This is a genomic window from Streptomyces sp. NBC_01498 (assembly GCF_036327775.1).
In the GTDB taxonomy this organism is placed as follows: Bacteria; Actinomycetota; Actinomycetes; order Streptomycetales; family Streptomycetaceae; genus Streptomyces.
This window is the reverse complement of record NZ_CP109598.1, coordinates 539,709-563,946: the sequence shown is the minus strand read 5'-3', so window position 1 is coordinate 563,946 and position 24,238 is coordinate 539,709. Positions and strand designations below refer to the sequence as shown.

The 24,238-nt window shown below is 70.6% G+C and carries 23 protein-coding genes, 1 pseudogene and 1 CRISPR repeat array; of the genes and pseudogenes, 13 read left to right on the top strand and 11 right to left on the bottom strand.

The window, feature by feature from the left end:
• Window positions 1–264: 264 nt before the first annotated feature.
• Entirely contained in the window at window positions 265–2,613 is a 2,349-nt protein-coding gene (locus OG875_RS02035; protein WP_330172472.1) for a tetratricopeptide repeat protein, read from the top strand.
• On the opposite strand, the gene OG875_RS02030 is transcribed toward OG875_RS02035, so the two are convergent.
• The 6 genes and pseudogenes from OG875_RS02030 to OG875_RS02005 all read right to left on the bottom strand — a co-directional run bounded on the left by OG875_RS02030 (window position 2,555) and on the right by OG875_RS02005 (window position 10,193).
• The gene (locus OG875_RS02030) at window positions 2,555–2,950 is read right to left on the bottom strand and encodes a hypothetical protein (RefSeq protein ID WP_330172471.1); all 396 of its coding nucleotides are present in this window, start codon (window positions 2,948–2,950) and stop codon (window positions 2,555–2,557) included. The genes OG875_RS02035 and OG875_RS02030 overlap by 59 nt on opposite strands.
• On the bottom strand, window positions 2,947–4,227 hold the full coding sequence (locus OG875_RS02025; RefSeq protein WP_330172470.1) for a hypothetical protein: 1,281 nt from the start codon (window positions 4,225–4,227) through the stop codon (window positions 2,947–2,949). Before OG875_RS02025 ends, OG875_RS02030 begins: the two co-directional genes overlap by 4 nt.
• Before the next feature lie 549 nt (window positions 4,228–4,776).
• Window positions 4,777–7,026, bottom strand: coding sequence for an excinuclease ABC subunit UvrA (locus OG875_RS02020; protein ID WP_330177567.1), 2,250 nt, complete (start codon window positions 7,024–7,026; stop codon window positions 4,777–4,779).
• Between the two features lie 289 nt (window positions 7,027–7,315).
• Window positions 7,316–8,407: a magnesium and cobalt transport protein CorA gene (locus tag OG875_RS02015; protein ID WP_330172469.1), complete on the bottom strand. Its 1,092-nt coding sequence runs from the start codon at window positions 8,405–8,407 to the stop codon at window positions 7,316–7,318.
• 270 nt (window positions 8,408–8,677) lie between these two features.
• A pseudogene (locus OG875_RS02010) lies at window positions 8,678–9,574 on the bottom strand (cation diffusion facilitator family transporter); the annotation flags it as partial.
• Between the two features lie 295 nt (window positions 9,575–9,869).
• The gene (locus OG875_RS02005; protein WP_330172468.1) at window positions 9,870–10,193 is read right to left on the bottom strand and encodes a plasmid stabilization protein; all 324 of its coding nucleotides are present in this window, start codon (window positions 10,191–10,193) and stop codon (window positions 9,870–9,872) included.
• 402 nt (window positions 10,194–10,595) lie between these two features.
• On the opposite strand from OG875_RS02005, the gene OG875_RS02000 reads away from it, so the two are divergent.
• The 7 genes from OG875_RS02000 to ligD all read left to right on the top strand — a co-directional run bounded on the left by OG875_RS02000 (window position 10,596) and on the right by ligD (window position 14,864).
• Window positions 10,596–11,387, top strand: coding sequence for a VOC family protein (locus OG875_RS02000; RefSeq protein WP_330172467.1), 792 nt, complete (start codon window positions 10,596–10,598; stop codon window positions 11,385–11,387).
• A gap of 177 nt (window positions 11,388–11,564) precedes the next feature.
• Window positions 11,565–11,762 (top strand): hypothetical protein, encoded by a 198-nt coding sequence (locus OG875_RS01995; RefSeq protein WP_330172466.1) that lies wholly within the window; start codon window positions 11,565–11,567, stop codon window positions 11,760–11,762.
• Window positions 11,763–11,798: 36 nt separating this feature from the next.
• Entirely contained in the window at window positions 11,799–12,239 is a 441-nt protein-coding gene (locus OG875_RS01990; protein WP_443079046.1) for a hypothetical protein, read from the top strand.
• A gap of 207 nt (window positions 12,240–12,446) precedes the next feature.
• Complete coding sequence (locus OG875_RS01985) at window positions 12,447–12,950, top strand: ATP-binding protein (RefSeq protein ID WP_330172465.1); 504 nt, start codon at window positions 12,447–12,449, stop codon at window positions 12,948–12,950.
• Between the two features lie 359 nt (window positions 12,951–13,309).
• On the top strand, window positions 13,310–13,486 hold the full coding sequence (locus OG875_RS01980) for a hypothetical protein (protein ID WP_330172464.1): 177 nt from the start codon (window positions 13,310–13,312) through the stop codon (window positions 13,484–13,486).
• A 30-nt stretch (window positions 13,487–13,516) separates the two neighbouring features.
• Window positions 13,517–13,858 carry a WhiB family transcriptional regulator gene (locus OG875_RS01975; RefSeq protein WP_443079235.1) on the top strand — a complete coding sequence of 114 codons (342 nt, stop codon included), beginning with the start codon at window positions 13,517–13,519 and terminating at the stop codon, window positions 13,856–13,858.
• Window positions 13,848–14,864, top strand: a complete 1,017-nt coding sequence (ligD, locus tag OG875_RS01970) for a non-homologous end-joining DNA ligase (protein ID WP_443079045.1) — start codon at window positions 13,848–13,850, stop codon at window positions 14,862–14,864. The genes OG875_RS01975 and ligD overlap by 11 nt, the downstream gene beginning before the upstream one ends.
• 75 nt (window positions 14,865–14,939) lie before the next feature.
• On the opposite strand, the gene OG875_RS01965 is transcribed toward ligD, so the two are convergent.
• On the bottom strand, window positions 14,940–15,287 hold the full coding sequence (locus OG875_RS01965) for a tetratricopeptide repeat protein (protein ID WP_330172463.1): 348 nt from the start codon (window positions 15,285–15,287) through the stop codon (window positions 14,940–14,942).
• Window positions 15,288–15,452: 165 nt separating this feature from the next.
• Here OG875_RS01965 and OG875_RS01960 point away from each other — a divergent pair, with 165 nt between their 5' ends.
• Complete coding sequence (locus tag OG875_RS01960; protein ID WP_330172462.1) at window positions 15,453–16,418, top strand: pirin family protein; 966 nt, start codon at window positions 15,453–15,455, stop codon at window positions 16,416–16,418.
• A gap of 413 nt (window positions 16,419–16,831) precedes the next feature.
• A CRISPR array of direct repeats spans window positions 16,832–17,775; the repeat unit is 29 nt; unit sequence CGGAACACCCCCGCGCGGGCGGGGAGGAC.
• Window positions 17,776–18,148: 373 nt separating this feature from the next.
• Here the strand turns inward: OG875_RS01960 and OG875_RS01955 are convergent.
• Window positions 18,149–18,706 carry a GNAT family N-acetyltransferase gene (locus tag OG875_RS01955; protein ID WP_330172461.1) on the bottom strand — a complete coding sequence of 186 codons (558 nt, stop codon included), beginning with the start codon at window positions 18,704–18,706 and terminating at the stop codon, window positions 18,149–18,151.
• 73 nt (window positions 18,707–18,779) lie between these two features.
• Here OG875_RS01955 and OG875_RS01950 point away from each other — a divergent pair.
• Window positions 18,780–19,609 (top strand): IS5 family transposase gene (locus OG875_RS01950; protein WP_330177563.1). Its coding sequence is split into 2 segments (ribosomal slippage): window positions 18,780–19,119 and window positions 19,119–19,609, totalling 831 coding nucleotides; the frame shifts between segments, so codons are not numbered across the junction.
• Between the two features lie 16 nt (window positions 19,610–19,625).
• On the opposite strand, the gene OG875_RS01945 is transcribed toward OG875_RS01950, so the two are convergent.
• From OG875_RS01945 to OG875_RS01935, 3 genes are read right to left on the bottom strand one after another with little or no spacing between them, the layout of a single operon-like run.
• On the bottom strand, window positions 19,626–19,919 hold the full coding sequence (locus tag OG875_RS01945) for a hypothetical protein (RefSeq protein WP_330172460.1): 294 nt from the start codon (window positions 19,917–19,919) through the stop codon (window positions 19,626–19,628).
• Window positions 19,916–20,182 carry a hypothetical protein gene (locus tag OG875_RS01940; protein ID WP_330172459.1) on the bottom strand — a complete coding sequence of 89 codons (267 nt, stop codon included), beginning with the start codon at window positions 20,180–20,182 and terminating at the stop codon, window positions 19,916–19,918. Before OG875_RS01940 ends, OG875_RS01945 begins: the two co-directional genes overlap by 4 nt.
• Window positions 20,183–20,194: 12 nt before the next feature.
• Complete coding sequence (locus tag OG875_RS01935) at window positions 20,195–20,362, bottom strand: hypothetical protein (protein WP_330172458.1); 168 nt, start codon at window positions 20,360–20,362, stop codon at window positions 20,195–20,197.
• Window positions 20,363–20,927: 565 nt separating this feature from the next.
• On the opposite strand from OG875_RS01935, the gene OG875_RS01930 reads away from it, so the two are divergent.
• The 3 genes from OG875_RS01930 to OG875_RS01920 all read left to right on the top strand — a co-directional run bounded on the left by OG875_RS01930 (window position 20,928) and on the right by OG875_RS01920 (window position 24,215).
• The gene (locus tag OG875_RS01930; protein ID WP_330172457.1) at window positions 20,928–22,175 is read left to right on the top strand and encodes an ice-binding family protein; all 1,248 of its coding nucleotides are present in this window, start codon (window positions 20,928–20,930) and stop codon (window positions 22,173–22,175) included.
• A 272-nt stretch (window positions 22,176–22,447) separates the two neighbouring features.
• Window positions 22,448–23,074 (top strand): DUF5819 family protein, encoded by a 627-nt coding sequence (locus OG875_RS01925; RefSeq protein WP_330172456.1) that lies wholly within the window; start codon window positions 22,448–22,450, stop codon window positions 23,072–23,074.
• Complete coding sequence (locus OG875_RS01920) at window positions 23,064–24,215, top strand: HTTM domain-containing protein (protein WP_330172455.1); 1,152 nt, start codon at window positions 23,064–23,066, stop codon at window positions 24,213–24,215. The genes OG875_RS01925 and OG875_RS01920 overlap by 11 nt, the downstream gene beginning before the upstream one ends.
• Window positions 24,216–24,238: the final 23 nt, after the last annotated feature.

Below are 24,238 nucleotides of genomic sequence, written 5' to 3'. Positions count from 1 at the left end.
TCAACTCGGGATATTTATTGGCCGAAATGTGTCTGATTTCGTCACACTCTTGCGGTGTCGTGCGGAATTCGCGCAGAACTGGTCGGCGCCCGGAGCCGCACTCGTACAGCGCCCGTACGGCGCCCGTACGCAATCCGCGCCGGACCCGTACCGGACCCGTACGGGCGGCGAACGGACCCGTACGGATGGTGCTCGGGCATACACACGGAGCGATCGTGGCTCTACCGTGAGGAGTTGACGCGGACGGCGCAGGGGGGCGGCGGCATGGACCGGTTGACGGTGCCCGCATTGGCGGGCGCACTGGGCAGGGCCGACGAGACGGCCCGTCGGACCCTGGCAGGTCTGGCGCCCGGCGAGTCGCTTCCACGAGGGCCCTGGGACACGGCCACGGCGTCCGCGCTCGCCGGAAGCCTCCTGGCCGAGGCCGACGCCCGGCCCGAACTGGCCGAGGCGCTGCGCCTGTGGCTGACTCTCATGACCCCGGCCGGTCCCTCCGTGTCCGCCGCCAACTCCATCGCGGGCGGCGCGAGCATCGACGGCACCGCCATCCAGGCGGGTGAGATCCATGGCGGCGTACACGTCCACACCGGCGAACGACGCCCCGCACCACCCGTACCCCGTCAACTCATCCCCGGCCCCGCCCACTTCACCAACCGGCTGTCCGATCTCGGGGCCCTGGAGTCCCTCCGCTCCGCCCACCCGGGCGCCTCGGCGCTGACGGTCGTCGTCACCGGCGCGGCCGGAGTCGGCAAGACCGCCCTGGTGTCGCGTTGGCTGCACGGGCTCACCGCCGACTATCCGGACGGTCAGCTGTACGCCGATCTGCGTGGCCATTCGAAGGACGGACCCGTGGGACCGGGCGCCGTACTGGGCCAGTTCCTGCGGGCGTTCGGCCTGGACCAGGTGCCCGCGGCGGCGGCCGAACAGGCCGCCCTCTGGCGCACCGTCACGACCGGCCTGCGCATCGCCGTACACCTGGACAACGCGCTCAGCGCCGCGCAGATCCGCCCCCTGCTCCCCTCGGCCGCCACCGCTCTCACGGTGGTGACCAGCAGGAACCAGCTTCCCGGGCTCGGTGTCGACGGCGCGGCCTTCCATCATCTGGGCATCCTCGATCCGGCCTCCGCCGTGGAACTGCTGACCCGTCGCCTCGGCGACGAACGCGTGGCCCGCGAGCGCGAGACGGCGCACCAACTGGCCCGGCTCTGCGCCGGGTTGCCACTCGCACTCTGCGTCGCCGGGGCCCGGATGGCCGCGCGTCCCCGGCAGTCACTGACCGCGATGACCCGGGCGATGAGCCGGGAGGGCGGCCGGCTGGCCGCCCTGGACGCCGGAGGGGAGCAAGCCGTGGAGCGGGCACTGGACGGGTCGTACGAGGTGTTGTCCGACGAAACCGCCAGAGGCTACCGGCAGTTGGGCCTGCCACCGGTCGCCGAGTTCCCGGCCGCCGTCGCGGCGGCGGCCTGCGCCCTGAGCGTGGAGCGGGCCGATCGGCTGTTGGACGAGCTGATCGAGGTCAATCTCGTGGAGGAACTGGGGCCCGACCGCTACCGCTTCCACGATCTCGTACGCCTGCACGCCGCCCAACTCGCCGCCGCACGGGACACACCGGAAGCGTGCGAGAGCGTCCTGCGCCGGGTCGCGGACTGGTACGTGGCCTCGGCCACGGCCGCGGAGGCGCTGCTCTCCCCGTCCCGCCGCAGACTGCGCCGGGACTACGCGCGGACCCCGGTCGCCGTACGCCGCTTCGCCGACCCCTCCGCCGCACTGGCCTGGCTCGACACCGAACGCCTGCATCTCATGGACCTGCTGAGAACCGCCGTCGACCGGGGCTGGCACGCGACCGCATGGCAGATCGTGGACGGCATGCAGCCGCTGTTCCTCCGGACCAGGCCGTACGACCTCTGGGTCGAGGCCCACCGCCTGGGACTGGCCGCCGCCGAGCGGGCGGGCCACCCGGAGGCGGTGAGCCGGATGCTCACCACCGGAGGCAGCGGCCTCTACAACTCCGGCAGTCACGACGAGGCGATCGGCTGGTTCACCCAGGCTCTGGAAGGCGCCCGCCGCGACGGCAACCGGCGTACTCAAGCCCAGGCGCTGCACGGTCTGGGACAGTCCCACCGGCTCGCGGGACGGCTCGGGACCGCCACCACCCTGTTCACCGAGGCCCTCGGGCTGCGGGAGGAGATCGGTTACGTACGGGGCGCCGCGCTGTCGCGACTGTGCCTCGGCGACATCGCGCTCGCCTCCGGCGAGTCCGGGAAGGCCGTCGCGCTTCTCACCCGCGCCCGCGCCGACCTGCGCGCGGTACCCGATCCGTACGACGCCGCGCGAGCGCTGGCCTTCCTGGGCCGCGCCCACGCGGCCCCCGCAACAAGGGACTTCGCCACCGCCGAGCGGTTACTGGGCTTGGCGCTCTCGGAGTTCGCGGACACCGGTTCGGTCCACTGGCAGGGGCGGGTCCTGGAGATGCTCGGCGAGACGGCCCAGGAGAGGGGCGACACGCAGCGGGCCAGGGACTGGTACGAACAGTCCCTGGCCCGCTACGCCCCGGTCAGTCCGACGGACGCCGCGCGTCTGGAGGAACGCCTACGGGCCCCGGACCCCCTCTGAGCGCCAGCAACAGCCGGTAGAGCGCCGAGACGACCAGCGCGTGATCCCGTTCGTCCCGTACCCGGCCGACCTCGACGGTCCGGGGGACACCCCGGGCCGCCGCCGTGCAGCGGCCGTCCACGCGGTCCCGGACACTGGCCAGCAGACAGCCGGGGTGGGCGTCCAACACCCGCGCCGCCATGGCCGGTTCACCGGTGCCGTACAGCACGTCCGCGCACTCGAGCCACGCCGCGGAGGCGTCACTGTCGAGGTCGACACGGACGTGATCGGGGAGGACGGCCCGGTCCGCCCCGATCATGTGCGCGTCCGGCGCCCTCGCGTCCCGCCGTCCGCTCACGCCGCCCCCAGTTCTTCGAACTCGTGCAGCGCGGGCGGCAGCGGCACCGGTTCGGTGGTGGGTGCGAACGCGGGCTGACCCAGCCCCAGCAGCCGGTACATCAGTCCGCGCATGTTCCGGTTGAAGGCTCCCGGCTCGGAGGAGAGCCGGGCACCGATCCGCGCGTACTCCTCACGCGGATACCGCGCCGCCGCGTAGTCGAGCTGCTCGTCCAGCCGCCGGGACAGCGACAGCGCGGGCGTGGCGAGCGCCATCGCGACACCCGGCGACACGGGATTGGCGTCACCGTGCGGATAGCGCGTCAGCAGGATGGGCGCGTCCGTCATCGTCGCGTACAGCGTCAGCGAACCGTAATCCCCGATCACCGAGTCGGCGGCGATCAGCGGGGCCCGCCAGTCGACCGCGGGCGGAAGCACCACCACCCCCGCCCGCCGGCAGTCGGCGAGCCACGCCCGGACCTGCCAACTCCCATGGAACGACCACACGTTGGGATGAACGAGCAGCGCCGTCCGGAACCTCCGGCCGGGCAGTTCCGTCAGTAACCGCGGCAACAGCGAATCCAGTTGGCCGAACGACGAGCGTCGGCCCCAGGTCATGGTCGCCAGCACCAGATGCTCGTCCGTCCGCAGGCCCAGCGCTGCCCGGTAGCGCTCCCGGAGCGGCAGGCTCGCCGCGATCCGGTCGTAGGCGGGATCACCCACCACCTCGGCCACCGGCAGCGCCTGCGGGCACCACCGTCGCAGGGCCGCGAGGTCGTCATGGTGCGGCAGAGCGACCGCACGGGGCACCACCACCCCGTTCCAGGTCAGATAGCCGGGGCCGGTGATACCGGCGGGTCCCCGAACGCCGTCCGTCACGCTCCCGCCCTCGGAGCCGTGCGACACCCGCTCCAGGGACATGTGCCCCGCGCCGTGGGAGATCCTGACGAGCGGCCCCCGCACCTGCTCCATTCCCCGCGACCCCGCGGCCAGCACCAGGTCGAACGCGGTGCGGACCGCGTCCTGCCAGGGCAGCACCGTCGCGCCCAGCTCCCGCAGGAATCGCGCCGCGCCGTCGTTGAACGCGTGCGGGGCGACCGTGAACACCACCTCGATCCGCAGATCGGACTCCAGCAGCGGCAGCAGGTCGCGCAGCCGCCTGCCGTACACCTCCGTGTGCACGAGGACGAGCACCCGCTTCTGCCCCGGCAGCGTCACCCACGGCCCGCCGCTCACCGCGCGTCCCTCCTCCGTCGCCCGGCGCACGGCGACGTCCGTACTGTCTCCGACATCCCTCACTGACATGTCTCCCCCGGTGAAATCGACTCCGTCCGCACAGAACCCGAACGGATCCCGTGCGAGGGAAGACATTCCCGAGAGGCGACGCGGAAGCCTTGCCGGGCGCTTGACGAAAGCTTGCTCCGCAGGAAAACGGCCTGCGGCTCCCGTCCGGCTCACCGTAGTCAACCCGCTTGAGGGAAAGGGAAGTTGAGCGAATCGGGGCTCGCTCCGGATCACCACCTCCGCCGCCGCGTGCCGACATCCGCCGGCGCGTGCCGACGCGTGCCGGCGCAGGGCGGCGCAGGGCGGCGCGCGGGGGGTGGTGCACCACGCGCGGGCCGGCCGAGGTGGGGCCCGCGTCCGAGAGCAGGGCGAATGCCGACAGGCCGGTGGCCGGGTCGCCCGTGGTGGCCGGACTGGTCGCGGTGGTCCGAAGCATCGACCCCACCGCTCCCGCACTCCCGTGACCAGGCACTCCCCGGGAGCCGTACGCCCGCTCGCGACCACGATCCCGTTCAGCCGCTGCCCCGTGTCGGCCACGCGTCGTCGTACGCCCTCCGGCCCCCGTCAGGCGCCCTCGACGTACCCTCCGACGTACTCCCGCAGGTGCCGCGCCGTGACCGTGTCCGAGTGGGCCACCAGGTCGGCCGGTGTGCCGGTGAAGACGATCCGGCCGCCGTCGTGACCGCCGCCCGGCCCCAGGTCGACCAGCCAGTCCGCGTGGGCCATCACCGCCAGATGGTGCTCGATCACGACGACGGTGTTGCCCGCGTCCACCAACCGGTCGAGCAGCGCGAGGAGTTTGTCCACGTCCGCCATGTGCAGCCCGGTCGTCGGCTCGTCCAGGATGTAGACCGACGACTTCTCGGCCATCTGGATCGCCAGCTTCAGCCGTTGCCGCTCGCCGCCGGACAGGGTGTTCAACGGCTGGCCGAGACGCAGATAGCTCAGCCCCACATCGGTGAGCCGGCCGAGAATCGCGTGCGCCTGACCGGAGGTGAAGGAGTCGTAGGCCTCCGCCACCGACATGGACAGCACCTCGCTGATGTTCTTGCCGTTCAGCCGGTACGTGAGCACCTCGGGCGTGAACCGCTTGCCCTCGCACTCCTCGCACACCGACGCGACGCCCGCCATCATCGCGAGATCGGTGTACACGAGCCCCAGGCCGTTGCAGTTGGGGCAGGCACCCTCCGAATTGGCGCTGAACAGCGCCGCCTTGACGCCGTTGGCCTTGGCGAACGCCGTACGGATCGGGCCCAACAGCCCTGTGTACGTGGCCGGGTTGCTCCGCCGCGATCCCCGGATCGGCGACTGGTCCGCCACCACGACACCGTCCCGGCCGGAGAGATAGCCATGGATCAGCGACGACTTGCCCGATCCGGCGACTCCCGTGATCACGCTCAGCACGCCGGTCGGGATGTCGACGCTCACGTTCTTCAGATTGTGCAGACCGGCGCCCTCCACGGACAGCTGTCCGCTCGGCTCACGCACCGACTCCCGCAGTTTCGCCCGGTGTTCGAGATGCCGCCCGGTCAGGGTGCCGGACGCGCGCAGCCCCGCCACGTCACCCGTGTAGCAGACCCGCCCGCCGTCCGTACCGGCGCCGGGCCCCAGGTCGACCACATGGTCGGCGATCGCGACGACCTCCGGCTTGTGCTCGACGACCAGCACCGTGTTGCCCTTGTCCCGCAGCCTCAGCAACAGGTCGTTCATCCGCCGGATGTCGTGCGGGTGCAGGCCGATGGTGGGCTCGTCGAAGATGTACGTGACATCGGTGAGGCTGGAGCCGAGATGCCGCACCATCTTCACGCGTTGCGCCTCGCCGCCGGAGAGGGAGGACGAGGTGCGGTCCAGGCTCAGATAGCCGAGCCCGATCTCCACCAGCGACTCCAGCAGATCGCGCAGATTGCCCAGCAGCGGCGCCACGCCCGGGTCCTCGATGGTGCGGATGAACTGAGCCAGATCACTGATCTGCATCGCCGAACACTCCGCGATGTTCACGCCGTCGATCCGGGAGGAGAGCGCGGCGGCGCTCAGCCGGCTGCCCCCACAGGAGGGGCACTCGGCGAACACCACGGCCCGGTCCACGAACGCCTTGACGGGCGCCTGCATCGAGTCCCGGTCCTTGACCAGGATCATACGGTTGACCTTGGTGACGAGCCCCTCGTACGTCATGTTGCCGGTGCCGATCTTGACCTTCGTCGCGCTCCGGTGGAGGAAGACCTCCCACTCCTCGGGCGTGAAGTCCTTGAGCTTCCTGTCCGGGTCGTAGAAGCCCGAGGAAGCCATGATCTGCCAGTACCAGGAGTCCACGGCGAAGCCGGGGACGGTGATCGCGCCCTCGTTCAGGGAGAGTTCACGGTCGACCAGCTGATCGATGTCGATCTTCGACACCTGGCCGATGCCCTCGCACTCGGCGCACATCCCCTCGGCGGCGTTGAAGCTGAAGGCGGTCGACGTGCCGACGTGCGGGACACCGAGCCGGCTGAACACGATCCGCAGCATCGTGTACGCGTCGGTCGCCGTGCCCACCGTGGAACGGGAGTTGGCGCCCATCCGCTCCTGGTCGACGACTATCGCGGCACTCAGATTGTGCAGCGAGTCGACGTCCGGCCGGCCCATGCTCGGCATGAACGACTGGATGAACGCCGTGTACGTCTCGTTGATCAGGCGCTGCGACTCGGCGGCGATGGTGCCGAAGACGAGGGAGGACTTGCCGGAGCCCGAGACGCCGGTGAAGACCGTGAGCCTGCGCTTGGGGATGTCGACGGAGACGTCCCTCAGATTGTTCTCGCGGGCCCCGCGGACCTGGATCACATGGTGACTGTCGGCGGTCGGGATGTTCACGGACGGCTCCTCGGCAGGCTCGGCGAGCAGTCAGCGTACACCGTACTCAGAAGGGTTCGAACCTTTTTTCGAAAGGGTGGACGCGGGCCGGCGGGACCGGGGCGGGAGAAGGCGGCGAGGAGACGGCGAGGAGGCGGCGAGGAGACGGCGAGGAGAAGGGGAACGGCTGAACGGGGGCGGGTCGAACGGGGCACCGAGGGGTCGTGGAGGGCGGTGGACGGCGGTGGGGGTCGTGACGGCGGGCGGTCCCGGACCGCCGTCACAGCCAGCCGTTGCGCCGGAAGCTCCGGTGCAGCACGTAGCAGGCGGTGGCCATGAGGGCGCCGGCGGCCGGATACCCGTACGTCCACCCCAGACCGGGCATGTGCTCGAAGTTCATCCCGTAGATCCCGCAGACCATGGTCGGTACGGCGATGATCGCGGCCCACGCGGTGATCTTGCGCATGTCCTCGTTCTGCGCGACGGTCACCTGCGCGAGATGCGCCTGGAGGATCGAGTCCAGCAGACTGTCGAAAGCGGCGATCTGCTCGGTGAGCCGGGCGAGATGGTCGGTGACGTCGCGGAAGTACGGCCGTACGGCGGGAGTCACCACCGGAAGCGCCCGGTTGGCCAGCATGCCCAGCGGCCGGTCCAGTGGTGCCACGGCCCGCTTCAGCTCCAGCAACTCCCGCTTGAGCTGGTAGATACGGCCCGATTCGCCCCCGCCCGGGCGCCCCGCCGACGTGTTGAAGACATCGGACTCGACATGGTCGATGTCGTCCTGGACGGCGTCCGCGACGGTGAGACAGTCGTCCACCACCTGGTCCGCGATCGCGTGCAGAACGGACGACGTTCCCATCGCGAGCCGTTCCGGCGCGGCCTCCAGCCGCTCCCGCAGAGGACCCAGCGAACCGTGCCTGCCGTGCCGGATCGTGATCACGAAGTCGGTCCCGGCGAAGACCATCAACTCACCCGTGTCCACGACCTCGCTGGTGGCGGTGAGCTTCTCGTGCTCGACATAGCGGCAGGTCTTGAACACCGCGAACAGCACCCCGTCGTACTCCTCGACCTTCGGCCGCTGATGGGCGTGCACGGCGTCGTCCACCGCCAGCGGATGGAGCCCGAACAGCTCGGCCAGCCCCTTCAGCTCGGCTTCACCGGGCTCGTGCAGACCGATCCACACGAAGCCCCTGCCGGTACCGCGGACCCGTCGCACGGCTTCCTCGGCCGGGTGGTCGCCCGGCTGCCGTATGCCGTCCTCGTAGACGACGCAGTTCACCACGGCGCTACCGAGCGGCGACCGGGCCGGGTGGCTGAGGTCGACGGTACTGCGGTAGACGCGCCGCACCGCCCGGCGGAGGCGACGGATCATGGGCACCAGGGAACTCCGTTCGAAAGACCGGCGGCCAGTCTGCCACCACGCTTCCGGCCCCGTCCCGGCCGTCTCGGCGCCGGGGCGGAGCTACGACGCGCCGCCCGGCCGTGCCTCGGACTCGACCAGGGGGCGGGGCGGCGTCCCGGACGCGGACCCGGCCGGCGTCCCGGACTCGGTGTTCCCGTCCGTGCCCCTGTCCGCGTCCGCGTCGGTGCCGGTGCCGGTGTCCGTATCCGTATCCGTGTCCGTATCCGTGTCCGTGTCCGACGGTGCCTCCGTGATGTCGAGGAAGACATGGTCGGCCTCGGGCCAGGTCCTGACCACCGAGCGTTTGATCCGTACGCAGATCAGCTCGATCTCCTCGCTGTCGAACCCCGGCACCAGATCCATGCGCGCCGCGATGAGCGCCGAGTCCATCCCCAGCCGCATCGTGAGCAGTTCGGCGACGTTGTCGATCTCCGGCTGGGCGTCGAGCAGCGCGACGATACGGCCCCGCAACTCCGGATCGACCGACTCACCGACGAGTTGGACGCGGGCCTCGGCCCCCAGCCGATACGCCACGTACACCAGCAGCAGCCCGATACCGAAGGACGCGCCCGCCTCCCAGACGACCTCCCCGGTGACCAGGTGCAGCACCATGCCCGCCATGGCGAGCAGCACACCGAGCACGGCGGTCGCGTCCTCGGCGACGACGGTGCGTACGGCGGGGTCCTTGTCGCTGCCCGCCTGCTTGCGGAGCTGATGGAGCGCGCGGAGCAGCGAACTGCCCTCGGCGATCAGCGCCACCGCCAGGACGATCAGGCCGACCGTGTAGCCGCTCGGCTGCTCCCCGTCGTCCGAGGCCAGCGCGTGATAGCCCTGGTAGAAGGAGAAGCAGCCGCCCATGACGAAGATCCCGACCGCCGCGAGCAGGGACCAGAAGTAGCGCTCCTTGCCGTAGCCGAAGGGGTGCCTGCGATCGGCGGGGCGGCGGCTGCGGCGCAGCGCGGTGAGCAGGAAGACCTCGTTCATGCTGTCGGCCACGGAGTGCGCGGCCTCGGAGAGCAGTGCGGGCGACCCCGAGAGGAGACCGCCGACGGCTTTCGCGGCGGCGATGACGATGTTCGCGGCGAGGGCGACGAGGATGGTGATGCGGGTCTTCGAGTCGGATTCTTTCTGGTTCACGTCCGCCCACTGTCGAGTCGATGAGGGTCAAGATGAGGGTTGATCGGAAGACGATCAATCGGAACCGGCGGCCACCCGGTAGACGGTGACCGCCGGTGATGCGTCAACTGCGCTGTACGCGGGGCCTGTTCGGTCCACCACGGCGCGGAATGTGCCGGGATTCGTGAGCCGTGAGTCGCAACTCGCCACCTATGAGTTTTCGTTGACGAGTCGTCACCCGCGCCTGTCGCGTGGCGAGTTGTATGTGCCGAGTTGTGTGGTGCCGTGTTGTGTCGAGGGGCGCCTCAGCGGTTGTTCAGCCGTTCAGCGCCCGCGCGAGCTGCTCCTTGTTCATCGTGGAACGGCCGTCCAGATCGCGGCGCCTGGCCTCCGCGTACAACTGGTCGTACGTGGGGCCCTGCGCGCCGCTGTGCGAGCGGCGACCGCCGCGCCGGCCGGACGACATGTCCTCGGTGGAAACGCGCGACGCGGTCTTCGACTCGCCGTGCCTCGCCCGCTCCTTGTTGACCGTCCGGGAGGCGATCTCCTCGGCACGCGACGTGCTCTCGCCGCGCTTCTCGGCGCTTTCCTTGATGTGCGCGTACTGCCGTTCACGCTTGGGACTGGATCCTCGCGGCATGACGGACCCTCCTTTCGTCCGGGCGAGCCGACCGTCTCGTACCGGCCGCTGCGCCACGTGTACCCCGCGCACCCTGGCCGAATCGGCGACCGGAGCGGTGACAGGTCCCGGGGCGGCCCTGCGGCCTGAGGTCCCGAGGGGTACGCGGAAGCGGTGCGCGACGCTGGTGGGCCGCCCGATGCACAGCAGCCCGCTTCGCCGCCCCCTCCCCGCTCCGCCCCTCCCCGTTCCGTCCATGGTCACAGCGATCCGCCGCGCCCGCAGGGAGAGGCCCCGGCCCACCCCCGGACCGGCCCTCCCAGGGGGCGACATGCGGGCCGCCCGCACTGCTGGCACAGTCGTCAGTGAGCGCGCGGGAGCGCGGGGGCTTCCACTGGCACGACCGGAGTGAGGCGAGCGCCCATGGCACCGAGGCATCCTGTGTTCGGGGCGCCGTGCTGGGCGAGCCTGCTGGCCCGCGACCTCGCCGACACACGGAACTTCTACGGTGCGGTGCTCGGCTGGACCTTCCGCCCGGCCAGGACCGGTGACCAGTTCGTGGTGGCCGAGACCGACGGCGTACCGGTCGCGAGTATCGGCGCCCTCGCCTCCGCCCTGCGGATCGCCGTGGCCTGGACGCCGTACTTCGTGGTGAGCGACGTCGACGCGACGGCCGCCCGGATCCGGGAACGCAGTGCCACCGTCGCCGTGGGCCCCCTGTCCTTCGAGATGGGCCGGGCGGCGCTCGCCGCCGACCGGGACGGCGCGGTCTTCGGCTTCTGGGAGGGCGAGCCGCTGCCCGACGTGACCGCCCGGCGCGGCGCGCCGCCCGTCCGGCTGGAGTTGCGGACCCACGACGCCATCGCCTCGGCGATCTTCTACGGCGAGGTGCTGCGGTGGGCCGAGGACGGTTCCGGGGGCATCGACGTCAGCTACGAGAAGGACGCCGTCGTGCTCCGTACGGGCCACGGGCCGGGGCATGTCGTGGCCCGGATGAGCAGCGGTGGAGTCGAGGCCGCGCTGAACCCGCATCTGCGTCCCCGCTGGCACGTGGCGTTCCCCGTGGACGGCGTGCGGTCGCTCGGGGCCGCCGCGGAGACCGCCGAGAAGCTCGGCGGCGGCGTGGTGGCGGTGAAGGAGCGGGGGCGCGACGGCGTGGAACAGGTGACGCTGCGGGACCCGGACGGCGGACTTTTCACTCTGACGGACCGCTGACCACTGACCGGACCTCGGCGGGCCCTGACCGGCGGACGGGAGACGAGGGGCGGGAGGCACGAGGCAGCGGACAAGGACGGGGAAGGGGCGCCGATCGTCCGGTTCCCCGGTACGTGATCGGGTAGGCGGCGAGGACCCGCCCGGCCCCGGCGAGGGCCCGCGACGAAGGGAAACAGAATGAGCAACCGACATCCGGACGACGACGAGGGCGACCAGGAGGCCGTCCCGAGGGATCTGCCCGATCAGCACGCCCGCCCGCCCGGGGACGACCCGCTGGACGTGGACATCGACGAAGACATGGACACCGTCGAACCGGACACGCCCGACGACCCGGAGACCCCTGAAGAGGCCGTCCCCGACGAACCTTCGGGCTAGGCACGGCCCACCACCCCTATCAGCGGAGGAGCCACGGTGAACAGCTCGCACGACCCCGCGCACGACCCCACACCCCATTCCACACCCGATTCCGCGCCCCACCCCGCGACGGCACACGACGGAGCCGGCGAGGTGACGGTGGAACTCAGCGGTTGCGAGACCCAGGACGCGCACGCCGTGTTCGGCGCACTGCGCACCGTCTTCGCCTCCGACCGCGCGCCCGACGACCGGCCGCAGGAGCGGGCGGGCGCCCGGCCGACGGTGTGGAGCTCGACCTTCGACGTGTCGGACGTACGGGAGCGGCCCGGTCCGACGCCGCTGACCCGACCGGTGACCGCCGAGATCCAGGGCGGCTACTGGGCGGTCGCCAGACTCCAGGAGGAGCTGACCGGCGCGTTCGCGGTGGAGGTCCTCGGGACGGCGGCGGGCGACCAGGAGCAGGAGGTCCAGCTACGGCTGGCCGGCCGCCGTTCCTGAACCGTGTCCGGTGCACCGTAGCGATGCACGAACGGTGCACAAGGCGTGACGGGGAGCGATGGCCGCAAATCCGACAAGTTGCGCATTCGGCTCCCTCGGGTCAGTCTTTTCAGTGACCCAAGAGTGGCAAATGCTCACGCTTCGTGTTCGGGGCTCGTTGGTACAACGAGGTGAAGCACGTGGGCCTCTGTGTGAGGAGCCTCGACCATGACGATTCCACACGACCGTTACTACGTCGTGGAATTGCACGCCTCTCCGGAGCGCGTGACGCAGATCCGGCGCATCGTCGCCGCGCACCTCCGGCACTGGGATCTCGACCCGCACGTCGACCCGGTCTGCTCGGGCATCGGCGAACTGCTGACCAATGTCCACCGGCATGTCGGCACGGACAACAAGTGCATGGTCGAGCTCCGCTGGACCGGCCGGTTTCTCACGACCGCCGTCTCGGACAACGGCCCCGAACTTCCCCGGCTGCCCTCGGGGGGCGGCGGCGGACTCGCGCGTCTCGCCTCCCTCAGCGACAGCTGGGGCACGTGCGGCACGGTGGAGGGCAAGGTCGTCTGGTTCACCAGGAGCGTCGAGGCGCCGCAGAACGTGCTGCGGCTGCCCGTCGTGCCCGACGGCGGGACCGACACGTCGGCCAAGGAGCCGGTCGCGTCCCCGGCGTCGCAGCCCGAGTCCGTGCCGCTGCCGTCGCTGATCTCGGCCTGACGGGTCTGCCCCGCGCAAGCCGCACGCGCGCGACTCGTACGCGGTTCGTACGCGACCCGTACGCGGCGCAACTCGCCTACGGCGGGGGGCACTTCGCGGTCGGCCGGCCCGCCAGGTCCGAGTCCGGGGCCGGATCCGGAGTCGTACGCCGACCGGACCGGAGTCGTGTCGCGCCTGTGGCGCAGTCCTGTCGCAGCCGTGGCGGACCCGTATCGACCGCCGAACCCGAACCCGAACCCGAACCGGAGGCAGCACGGCCGAAGCCTTCCGGCCCGGCCCGGCCCCCGCTTTTCGGTGCCGGAACGTCGGGTACCCGACCGGTGAGCCCGCGCCTGTGGCGCGAAGACAAGGAGCCTGAGATGGAAACCGACCAGGGCCTCATAACGGCCCGTCGTCGACGAGCGGCCGAGCGCGAGGGGCGGTTGCGGACCTGCCAGCCGGCCCGCCTCCCGGCGCGCGACCACGAGGCGAGAGACCGCAAGGAACACCAGGAGACGGTGGACCAGGACTGGAACGTGGTGCGGGGAGAGGACTGAATGACTGCGCGGCTGAACATCGATCAGAGGATCACGACCGACGAGGACCGGACCGGAGCGGGCGCGGACACGTGGGAATGGCTGCGGGACGCGGCCTGCGTGGGCGCCGATCCCGAACTGTTCTTCCCGGTGGGGGACTCGGACCCCGCCGCCGAACAGGTCGAGCGCGCCAAGGCGGTGTGCCATTCCTGCCCGGTGGAGAGCCGGTGTCTCGACTGGGCCCTCAACACCGGCCGTACGTCCGGGGTTTGGGGCGGTACGGACGAGGAGGAACGCCGTCGGCTGCGCCGCAACGGCCGCCGTAACGTGCCCGCGCCACGCGGCAGGCAGGCGTCGGCGCCGGGCGGTACGCGGCGACCCCGTGCCCACTAGAGGACGCGGGCGCGCCACGGGCGGGGACCCGGGCGGCCCGGCGGAGACCGAGGTACGGGCGGGCGACCGGACCGTACGGATCCACCGCCCGTACAAGGTCCTCTTCCCCGGCGACGGGGTCGGCGCCGACGCGCACGGTGGGGACGGCGGCGGTGACGGCGGCGCTGTCGGCGGGAGATCCGCCCTCACGAAGGCGGATCTTGTCGAGCACTACCGCTCCGTCGCCCGCTACATGCTGCCGGAGATCAAGGGCAGACCCCTGACGGTGGAGCGGTATCCGGACGGTGTCGGCGGTCCCCACTTCATGCAGAAGAACGTTCCGGGGAACTATCCCGACTGGGCACACCGGGCCGAGATGCCGAAGAAGGGCGGGACCGTCACGCACCCCGTGTGCGACGACACCGCGACGCTCGTGTTCCTCGCCGACCAGGCGAGCGTCACCTTCCACCGCTCGCTGTCCCGGGCGGACCGCCCGGACTTCCCGGACCGGCTGGTGTTCGACCTCGATCCGGCGCGCGACGACTTCGAGCCCGTACGCGCCGCCGCGCTGCTGCTCCACGACCTGCTCGACGAACTGGGCCTGCCGTCGGCGCCGATGACGACCGGCTCCAAGGGCCTGCATGTGAGCGTCCGGCTGGACGGCCGGACGGGCCACGACGAGGTACGGGCCTTCGCCAGGGACGTGGCCGGCGTCCTCGCGGCCCGTGACCCGGACCGGCTGACCACGGAGCAGCGCACGGACGCGCGCGGTGGCCGGCTCTACCTGGACATCCAGCGCAACGCGTACGGGCAGACCGCCGTGGCCCCCTTCTCCGTACGGGCGCGGGAAGGCGCCCCGGTCGCGACGCCGGTCAGCTGGGACCAGGTGCGGGATCGTGCGGTCAACGCGCGGAGCTGGACGGTGACGAACGTGCTGGAGCAGGCCCGCACCCGCCCCTGGTCCGGCGTCCCGGCCAGGGGCCGGGCGCTCGGCCCGGCCCGCCGACGGCTGACGGCGCTGTCCTGAGGTGCCGAAGGTTTCCCTCAGCCTTCCTGATGCTGACCCGCTGAGGAGCACTCCTCCGGTGGGTCCGGTGCCCCGTCACACGGCGGGGAACTCGCCCCCCAGCGCGGCGGCCATCCGCAACTGCGGCGCGGCGTCGGCCACCCGGCCCTGCCGCTCCAGCGTGCGGCCCAGCATGAGGCGCGCGTACTGCTCGACGGGGTCGCGCTCCAGTACGGCGAGCAGCTCGGTCTCGGCCTTGCGGAGCCGGGCGGAGTGGTAGTAGGCGCGGGCGAGCAGCAGCCGCGGCGCGACCTGCTCCGGGACCTCGGCCACCAGCCCTTCGAGGATGGCGGCGGCGGGGACGTACTCCCGCGCGTCGAAGAACTGCTGAGCACGCGTCCAGCGCTCGGCGGACGTCCCGACGTCGTAGTACGAGCTGTTCACGTGTCCTCCTTCAAGCCTGGCCGGCCGGGCCGGTCGTTGTTTCCGTACCCGGTCACTGCTTCCGTCGGCTCCAACACGACGGTGTCGTTGAACATTCCACTATCGCCCGTACCGTTATCGAGGGGATGCTGCCGACGGGCGCCGGACGGGCTTAGGTTGGGCGTCATGAGCAATCTTGATCGTCAGGCGACGCCCTCCGTCTGCGGTGGCCGTGGCTTCGTCGTCGCCGAGCCGGTGCGCGAACTCCTCAGCCCCCGGCGCGTCACGCTCGGCGAATCCACCGAGGTCCGCCGACTGCTGCCCAACCTCGGGCGCCGGATGGTCGGCGCGTGGGCCTTCGTCGATCACTACGGCCCCGACGACATCGCCGACGAGCCGGGCATGCAGGTACCGCCCCACCCGCACATGGGTCTCCAGACGGTCAGCTGGCTCCACGACGGCGAGGTCCTGCACCGCGACAGCCTGGGCAGCCTCCAGACCGTACGGCCCCGGGAACTGGGCCTGATGACCTCGGGCCGCGCGATCAGCCACTCCGAGGAGAGCCCCCGCCCGCACGCCCGGCTGCTCCACGGCGCCCAGCTGTGGGTCGCGCTCCCCGACGCCCACCGCGACACGGAGCCGCACTTCCAGCACCACACGGACCTCCCCGTCGTCACGGCCCCGGGCCTGACGGCCACCGTCATCCTGGGCACCCTGGACGGCGCCACCTCACCGGGCACGACGTACACCCCACTGGTCGGCGCCGACCTGACCCTCACCCCGGGCACCGACGCGCGGCTGCCCCTCGACCCGGACTTCGAATACGCGGTCCTGGCGATGTCGGGCGAGGCCCGGGTCGACGGCGTCCCGGTCCCGGCGGGCTCGATGCTCTACCTCGGCTGCGGCCGCACCGAACTCCCCCTCCGTACGGACTCCGAGGCCGGCCTGATGCTCCTGGGCGGCGAGCCGTTCGAGGAGGAGATCGTGATGTGGTGGAACTTCATCGGCCGGTCGGACGAGGAGATCGTAGAGGCCCGCGAGGCGTGGATCGCGGGCGATCGCTTCGGCGATGTCCACGGCTTCGACGGCCCTCGCCTCTCCGCCCCGGCGCTCCCCACTGCCCCGCTGAAACCCCGGGGTCGGGTGCGCTGAACAGGCCTTTTGTCCTTCTCAAGGAATGTTATGACTCCTCGTGAGGCTTGGTATCCCCTCCTGTCGAACATGGCCTGCGGGGACCTGAGTAACGGGCTGCCGAGCGTCCCGGGAGGAGGGGTGCGGAGTCCCATGTGCGGCCTGCCGAAACAGGATTTTCCAGGATCAATGCTGACCGAATGCTGGCTTTCTGATGGCTAGTCATCTGCCGGACCATCCGTCCGACTGGCATTTTGACCTCGGGCTAGACCATCGCGCTGGCGGCAAGCGAAGGCGCCTGGGAGCGCCTGATGCGACCCTGGTCACTCCCCGCGCGGGCGGGGAGGATACGCCCAGGACCAGGACGACCGCGAACGGAACACCCCCGCGCGCGGGGAGGACGGCGAGGGTCCGCTGGTAGCCGGGGGAGGCGGTGGAACACCCCCGCGCGGGCGGGGAGGACGTCGGCCAGCGTAGTGGTGAGCACGGGAAGTCCGGAACACCCCCGCGCGGGCGGGGAGGACCTCCTGCAACGTCAGCAGTCCGGCCAGCACTGCGGAACACCCCCGCGCGGGCGGGGAGGACCCAGGCCCGGTAAGCCGCCGTGCCGTCCTCTTCGGAACACCCCCGCGCGGGCGGGGAGGACGTCGACACCCCCGAGCTGGAGGCCCACCCGCACGGAACACCCCCGCGCGGGCGGGGAGGACACGTCCACACTCTCCGCATCGAAGCCCGCTCCCGGAACACCCCCGCGCGGGCGGGGAGGACACGAACGGGCGCGCGGCCACGACCTGCGCGTCCGGAACACCCCCGCGCGGGCGGGGAGGACGCCGACTCACTGCCCCCGGCTCCGGTCACAGGCGGAACACCCCCGCGCGGGCGGGGAGGACCACTTCAACCGCCCGCGCCCGGTCCCCCTCGCCGGAACACCCCCGCGCGGGCGGGGAGGACGTCGACAGGAATGCGGCGGCGGTCGCCGGCGGTGGAACACCCCCGCGCGGGCGGGGAGGACGTCGACAGGAATGCGGCGGCGGTCGCCGGCGGTGGAACACCCCCGCGCGGGCGGGGAGGACGGACACGTGAGAACCACGACCTACGCTTGGTGCGGAACACCCCCGCGCGGGCGGGGAGGACTCGTCGACCGGCTCCAGCGGCGGCGCCACCTGCGGAACACCCCCGCGCGGGCGGGGAGGACGCGGATGAGGTCCATGTAGATGGCGACGGGGTTGGAACACCCCCGCGCGGGCGGGGAGGACGGCTCCTCGCCCGCGCGGTCAGTCCAGGCTCGCGGAACACCCCCGCGCGGGCGGGGAGGACCGGGGGCGGGTACGGGCTCGTCACTGGACATTCGGAACACCCCCGCGCGGGCGGGGAGGACACTTCGCGACCTGCGGGTTAGTACGGGCTTTGCAGTTTCTTTGCTGCCGCGGCGGCGAGATCGCAGTTCGTCACCGTGCGAGCGTAGCGCGCGTGGTGATCGGCTGGATATCTGACGGGCTCGATGAGCTTCGCGCGGTCGTCGGCGCTGGCTGCGGTGGGTGGTGTCTCTTGCGCACCATCAGGGACGCTGACAGTCGGTTCCTCGCCTGCTGTTCGACGTGTTCGCTGAACGAGATGCGCACTATCCGAGGGGTGTTGGTGCAACTGGCTTTGCCAACCACGGCCTGGGAAACGAGACGAACCCCCAGTCTGCGGCAAGTCCGTGCTGGGGGTCTTGTCAGTTGATCAGTGCGAACCTGATGCGCTCGGTTTCAGAGGGAGAGCGTATGGACCATTCGTGGTCGAGGATGGCCTGCGCGACCGAGTCGCGCCATATGCCGTTCTTCCGGATGTGTTCTCGGATCGTGTACTCCTCTTTCATTCCGGCGGTTGGCCATGGTCCTGGCGGAGGCAGAGTTGAGCGCCGAGCGTGCGCCCCGTATCCGGTAGGGGCCCAACTCGTTGAATCCGAGCCTGAGAGGGAGACGCACGGTCTCGACGCCGTAGCCGATGCCCGACCGGTCCGGGCGCAGCGCGAAGCCGATCGTGGCGGCGCGCTGTTGGTGTGGATCTGTCGCGAGGCGTGCGAACCCGATCAGTTCACCCCCGTCGCGCTCCACCACCGCAAGGGCGAATTCGACGCGCGGCACGGCGGCAGCCGATGCGACGGAGCGTTCGAGGATCTGCCCGACCTCGTCGCGGGAGCGCGGCTCGAACGACAGGTGCTCCGTCGCTTCGTCGCTTCCGTAGATCGCGAAGACGGCGTCAGCGTCCTCGGTGGTGAACTCGCGGAGTTCCAGGCGCGGGGCTGTGCGGCTGACCGGCCACATGCCACCGGACTGTGCCCGCAGCTTTCTAGGGCGTGTCTTCAAATGATCTTGAGTGGTGGATCATGGTTGGGTGATACGTCGTCATGAACTGTCGGATGCCGAGTGGGAGTTCGTCCGGCCGCTGCTGCCTGAGTCGTTGCGGGGCAGGAAGCGGTTGGACGACCGCACGGTGCTCAACGGGATCGTGTGGAAGTTCCGCACCGGGACCGCTTGGCGTGACGTGCCCGAGCGGTACGGTCCGTGGGCCACGCTGCACACCCGGTTCCGCCGGTGGGCACTGGACGGCACGTTTGAGCGGATGCTCCGAGCCGCCCAGTGCCGGGCGGACGCCGACGGGGACATCGACTGGCTCGTGTCGGTCGACTCCACCATCGTCCGCGCCCACCAGCACGCCGCCGGGGCGCGAAAAGGGGGCTCCGCGGCCCCGCACTCGGACGCTCCAGAGGTGGCCTGACCAGCAAGATCCATCTGGCGTGCGATGCCATGGGGCGTCCGCTCGCCTTCACTGTCACCGGCGGGAACACCAACGACTGCACCCAGTTCACGGCCGTGATGGACGCGATACGGGTGCCCCGCCTCGGCCCGGGACGGCCACGGAACCGGCCCGACCACCTCTTGGGCGACAAGGGCTACAGCTCCAAGGCCATCCGGGCCTGGCTCAGGCGGCGGGGCGTCAGCCACACCATCCCGGAACGGGCCGACCAGATCCGCAACCGGCTCCGGCGCGGCAGCCGCGGCGGACGACCGCCGGCCTTCGACAAACACCTCTACAAGCAGCGCAACACGGTCGAACGATGCTTCAACCGCTTGAAGCAATGGCGAGGCATCGCCACCCGCTACGACAAGACCGCCGAGTCCTACCAAGCAGCCGTCACCCTCGCCTCGCTCCTGATGTGGGCGTGACATTTGAAGACAACTCCTAGCGCAGAAGTGCCGGTCGTACGGGCTGGAACATGGAGATCTCCGTGCTCAGGTCCCGTGCCACGGCGGCGTCGCGCGCGGCGCCGCCGACGAGGGCGTCCCGGACACGTTCGGCCGAGACGGCGATGCCGTTGTTCCGGTGGCCGGGGGAGAGGTCGAGAACGGGCCGAACGGCCTCGGCAGCTCCGTCCCGATTGTCGGCGAAGAGGCGGACCAGAGCGAGGTTGCACTGAGAGCCGGCCAGGTCCCCGAAGGCCCAGCCCGGGAATTCGGGGTCGCTGAATCGCTTCACCGTCTCCTCGGCCTCGGCCGAGGAGCGGCCGCGATCTGCGCGTCTGCACGGCCGAGCAGTACGGCCGACTCGACCGTGTAGTAACTCTGCTTGGCCTCCGGACAGGTGAACAAGCCGCCCAGGGCGTCGAGGTCGTTGTGCACGACCCGCTCCCGCGGAGTCTCCGCCCGCTCGTTGGCCGCGCGGACGGTGCTTTCGTCACCGAGCAGGGCCGCCGCTCCGGCCTCCAAACCCGGGAGCCAGACGGACACCGTCCCCCGCACGCCGGAGTCTTCCTACGTACCCTTCCGCGCGTAGTGGAGCGCGTCCTCCGGCCTGTTCGCCCAGTAGGAGATGAACGACTGGAGTCCGTCGACCAGGGCGATGAGCCCCGGGTGCTCGGACTGGCGGGCGCAGAAGCCGGCGGTGCGCGCCTGCGTCACGGCGGTGCGCGAATCACCCATGTCCTGCTAGCCCTCGGCCATGAGGGACGACAACACAGTGGCCATGGAGTGCAGGTGCAGGTCGCGCCTCTGCCACGGGCGGGTGCGACCGCTCTCCGTCAGCGGGAACGCTTCGTCCTGTTGCTTGGGCCAGATCGGCCCAGATCTCCGCCCAGCCGGATCCGCCACGCGCTCATCCTCGCAGGACGCCCAGGAGACAACCTCGTCACCGGCCGGCCCTCCCGCCGGGAGAGGGTGACAGCGGCCAGCCTGCGGGACGGCGAGAGCTGGACGAGCCTCACGCCGCCGGTCGAGTCACCGGACGTCGCGTTCAGATCGTGGGATCGGCGGCGTGGCAGAGACTTGCTCGAAATTTTTCGCCCAAATCAAAACCTCGGGGATTTCCTCGGATTCGCGTGTGTGTGGAATATTCTCACAATATTGAAAATGAAACTCGTTGGAACTCGGCTGTGTCTATTTCCGTCGGAAGGAAATCAATGCTTACTCTGCCCGCGACAGAATGAAGGTTTTCCGGGCGATCGGTAGCGGCCCGGCAGGCCCCCGTATCCCCACAGAAATGGTCTCGATGAAGCTCAATACCCTTGGCGCGGCTCGACAACGATCCATTTCCGGATGGTTCACCGCCGTGCTCACGACGACGGTCGCCGCTGCCATGGTCGCGGTGACGCCGACCCAGGCGCTCGCCATCGCCACACCGGTTCCGCTCGGTACGGCCGACGCCTTCGCCGTTCTGGCCGGAGAGTCGATCACCAACACCGGCCCCTCGGTCATCACCGGCGACATCGGGGTGAGCCCCGGAACGGCGATCAGCGGATTCCCGCCCGGTCTGGTCAACGGCGCCCAGCACTCCGCCGACGCGGTGGCCCTCCAGGCCAAGGCCGACCTGGTGACCGCGTTCAACAACGCCGCCGGACAGGCCACGGACGCGGTACTGCCGCCGGACGCGGGCGGCCTGACGCTCGTTCCCGGTGTCTACACCGCCTCGTCGACGCTCGGTCTGACCGGCACCCTCACCCTCGACGCGCAGGGCAACCCCAACTCCGTCTGGGTCTTCCAGGTCGGCTCCGGGCTGACGACGGCCTCCGCCAGCCGGGTCGCGCTCATCAACGGCGCGCAGGCGTGCAATGTGTTCTGGGAGATCGGCAGTTCGGCCACCCTGGGCACCAACTCGACGTTCGTCGGCAACATCCTGGCCCTGACCTCGATCAGTGCCACGACCGGGGCGACCATCGACGGGCGCGCCCTGGCGCGTAACGGCTCGGTGACCCTGGACACCAACCGGATCACCCGTTCCACCTGCGCGGGCGGCACCACATCCGGTACGACGACCGGTACGACCACGGGCACGACGACCGGTACCACCACGGGCACCACGACCGGTACGACCACCGGCACCACGGGCAGCGTCCTCGGCGGCGTCCTCGGCGGTGTGCTCGGGGGCGCGACGACCGGTACGACCACCGGCGGAGTGCTGGGCGGCGTCCTCGGCGGCGTCGTGACCGGCGGCACCACGGGCGGCCCGACAGGCGGCACGACCGGCGGGCCCTCCGGCGGCGTCATCTCCGGCAACACGACCGGTAACACCAGCGGCAACACGGTCGGCAACACCACCGGCGGCAACATCACCGGCGGCAACGGCGGCGGTCACGGCGGTCACACCGGCGGCGGCCACGGCGGGAAGCCCCCGGGGAAGCCCGACCACGGCTACGGCCACGACGAGGGCGGCTACGGCGACAAGCCGCCGGAGCACGGTGGCTACGGCGACAAGCCCGAGCACGGCGGCTACGGCGACAAGCCCGAGCACCTGGCCTGACCAAGCCGGCCAGGGATCGCGCCGCGCGGCGGAACCACTCCGGTTCCGCCGCGCGGCGCACAAGAAATCCCCCGCGAGAATTCCGGGCGTGAGTAGCTGATATGAAAAAGACAGGGTGGGTGCCGGTGCCGGGCAGAATTGATTCGGTGGAATCGGTCGATTCGGTTGAATCGTCGGAGCCGGTGAAATCGGCGGGAGCAGTAGCGGTCGACAGGGCTGAAAGACCGTTCTCACTGAGGGACGGTGAACCCGATGCCGCGGACGTGCCGGTCATGTCCCGCGTACTGAGAGCGGGAATCCGCACGATCGTATGCCTCTGCCTGACGGCCGTGCTGACCCACGCGGTGCTGGTTTTCCTCCACATCGCACCCTCCAACGCCGTCTCCCAGCGTTACAGCGCGCAGATCAACGCCTGGGTCTATCCGCTCTTCGAGCAGAACTGGAAGCTCTTCGCCCCTGATCCGGATTCCGTCAACCGGCGGATCTCCGCGCGCTCGGCCCACACGGAGGCCGACGGGACGGTCCGGGTGAGCCAGTGGTTCGACCTCTCGGCCGTGGACCACACGGCGGTCGAGCACAGCCCGTTCCCCAGTCACACCGCGCAGAACGAACTGCGCCGGGCCTGGACGTCGTACCTCGAACTGCACGGAGGCAGCGACGAGCCGCGCTCGGAACGCGCCGTGATGCTCCAGAAGTATCTGCGCAACATCGCGGTGGCCCGCATGACCGAGCACGCCGACGACCGCTCGGGCGAGCGCATCGCCCATATCCAGCTCCGGGTGGTCACCGTGCCCGTCACCGCCCCGCGCACGAACGCCACGACCACGGCACAGGCGCCGCCGAAACCCGCCGAGACCCGGCTGCTGCCCTGGTGGAAGGTGACCCCCGATGGCAACTGAACAGCTCTCCCCACGCGCACGGGGCAGGCACCTGTACGCCCTGCTGACGGAACAGCCGATCTCCCTGTACGCCGCGGCCGTGCTGCGCATCGGCTACGGCCTGCTCTATCTGGGCTTCCTCCTCAGGGAGTTCCCGCACCGCGACGAGATCTGGGGGCCCGGCTCACCCTGGACCCCTGGACTGGCGGCACAGCTCTACGAGCAGACCGGCTGGGCCAGCATCCTCTCCCTGTCGGAGAGCCGTACGTACTTCGAGCTCTGCTACGCGCTCGCCGTCGTCACCGCCGCGCTGTTCGCCCTCGGCTGGCGGACCCGCGCGATCTCCATCCTCTTCGCCCTTCTCGTGGCCTCGTTCCACGCCCGGTCCATCTTCATGACGGACGGCGGCGACAACCTGATCCTGCTGATGGTCTTCTACCTCGTGCTCACCGCCTGCGGCCGGCGCTGGTCGCTGGACGCCCGCCGCGCGGCCCGCCACACGGCGGCCGACGACGGCCGTACGAGGAAACCGCCGGGTCAACTGCGTCAGGCGCGGACCACGCTGGTCACGGTGCTGCACAACTGCGGACTGATCGTCATCGCCGTCCAGGTCTGTTTCCTCTACGGGTCGGCGGGCCTCTACAAGGTGCAGGGCGGTACGTGGGGCGGCGGGACCGCCATGCACTACGTACTGAACCTCGATCTCTTCCGGCCCTGGCCCGAGCTCTCCCGGATCGCGGACGAGCAGACGGTACTGCTCGCGATCACCGCCTACGCGACGGTGCTGCTCCAGGTCGCGTTCCCGTTCGTGCTGTTCGGCAGGCTCAAGTACCCCGTCCTGGCGATGATGCTGGGCATGCATCTGGGGATCGCGGTACTGATGGGGCTGCCGCTGTTCTCCGGTGCGATGATCGTCGCGGACCTGGTCTTCCTGCCCGACCGCTTCTATCTCGCGCTGCGGCGTCTCTGCGCGCAAGCGCTGCGGGGCACACTCCAGTACCTCGGGATCGGCTCCAGGCGTGAACCCTCTCGACCCACGAAGCCCACAGGGGACGGATCACCGGCCACCGGCGTACTGCCGCACCAGGGCGGCGCCGACGGGCCCGCCGACTCGTGGGAAACACCCGGGTCCCGTGTTCCGCCCACCCGCGGCGTCCGCTGACGGACGGTGCCCACCCCGCGCCC

Bases quoted from the DNA above. Each gene is read 5' to 3' on its own strand.
- OG875_RS02035 (WP_330172472.1), top strand. From the start codon at position 265: ATGGACCGGTTGACGGTGCCCGCATTGGCGGGCGCACTGGGCAGGGCC.
- OG875_RS02015 (WP_330172469.1), bottom strand. From the start codon at position 8,407: ATGATCCGTCGCCTCCGCCGGGCGGTGCGGCGCGTCTACCGCAGTACC.
- OG875_RS02005 (WP_330172468.1), bottom strand. From the start codon at position 10,193: ATGCCGCGAGGATCCAGTCCCAAGCGTGAACGGCAGTACGCGCACATC.
- OG875_RS02000 (WP_330172467.1), top strand. From the start codon at position 10,596: ATGGCACCGAGGCATCCTGTGTTCGGGGCGCCGTGCTGGGCGAGCCTG.
- OG875_RS01995 (WP_330172466.1), top strand. From the start codon at position 11,565: ATGAGCAACCGACATCCGGACGACGACGAGGGCGACCAGGAGGCCGTC.
- OG875_RS01985 (WP_330172465.1), top strand. From the start codon at position 12,447: ATGACGATTCCACACGACCGTTACTACGTCGTGGAATTGCACGCCTCT.
- OG875_RS01980 (WP_330172464.1), top strand. From the start codon at position 13,310: ATGGAAACCGACCAGGGCCTCATAACGGCCCGTCGTCGACGAGCGGCC.
- OG875_RS01960 (WP_330172462.1), top strand. From the start codon at position 15,453: ATGAGCAATCTTGATCGTCAGGCGACGCCCTCCGTCTGCGGTGGCCGT.
- OG875_RS01955 (WP_330172461.1), bottom strand. From the start codon at position 18,706: ATGTGGCCGGTCAGCCGCACAGCCCCGCGCCTGGAACTCCGCGAGTTC.
- OG875_RS01935 (WP_330172458.1), bottom strand. From the start codon at position 20,362: ATGGGTGATTCGCGCACCGCCGTGACGCAGGCGCGCACCGCCGGCTTC.
- OG875_RS01930 (WP_330172457.1), top strand. From the start codon at position 20,928: ATGAAGCTCAATACCCTTGGCGCGGCTCGACAACGATCCATTTCCGGA.
- OG875_RS01925 (WP_330172456.1), top strand. From the start codon at position 22,448: ATGTCCCGCGTACTGAGAGCGGGAATCCGCACGATCGTATGCCTCTGC.
- OG875_RS01920 (WP_330172455.1), top strand. From the start codon at position 23,064: ATGGCAACTGAACAGCTCTCCCCACGCGCACGGGGCAGGCACCTGTAC.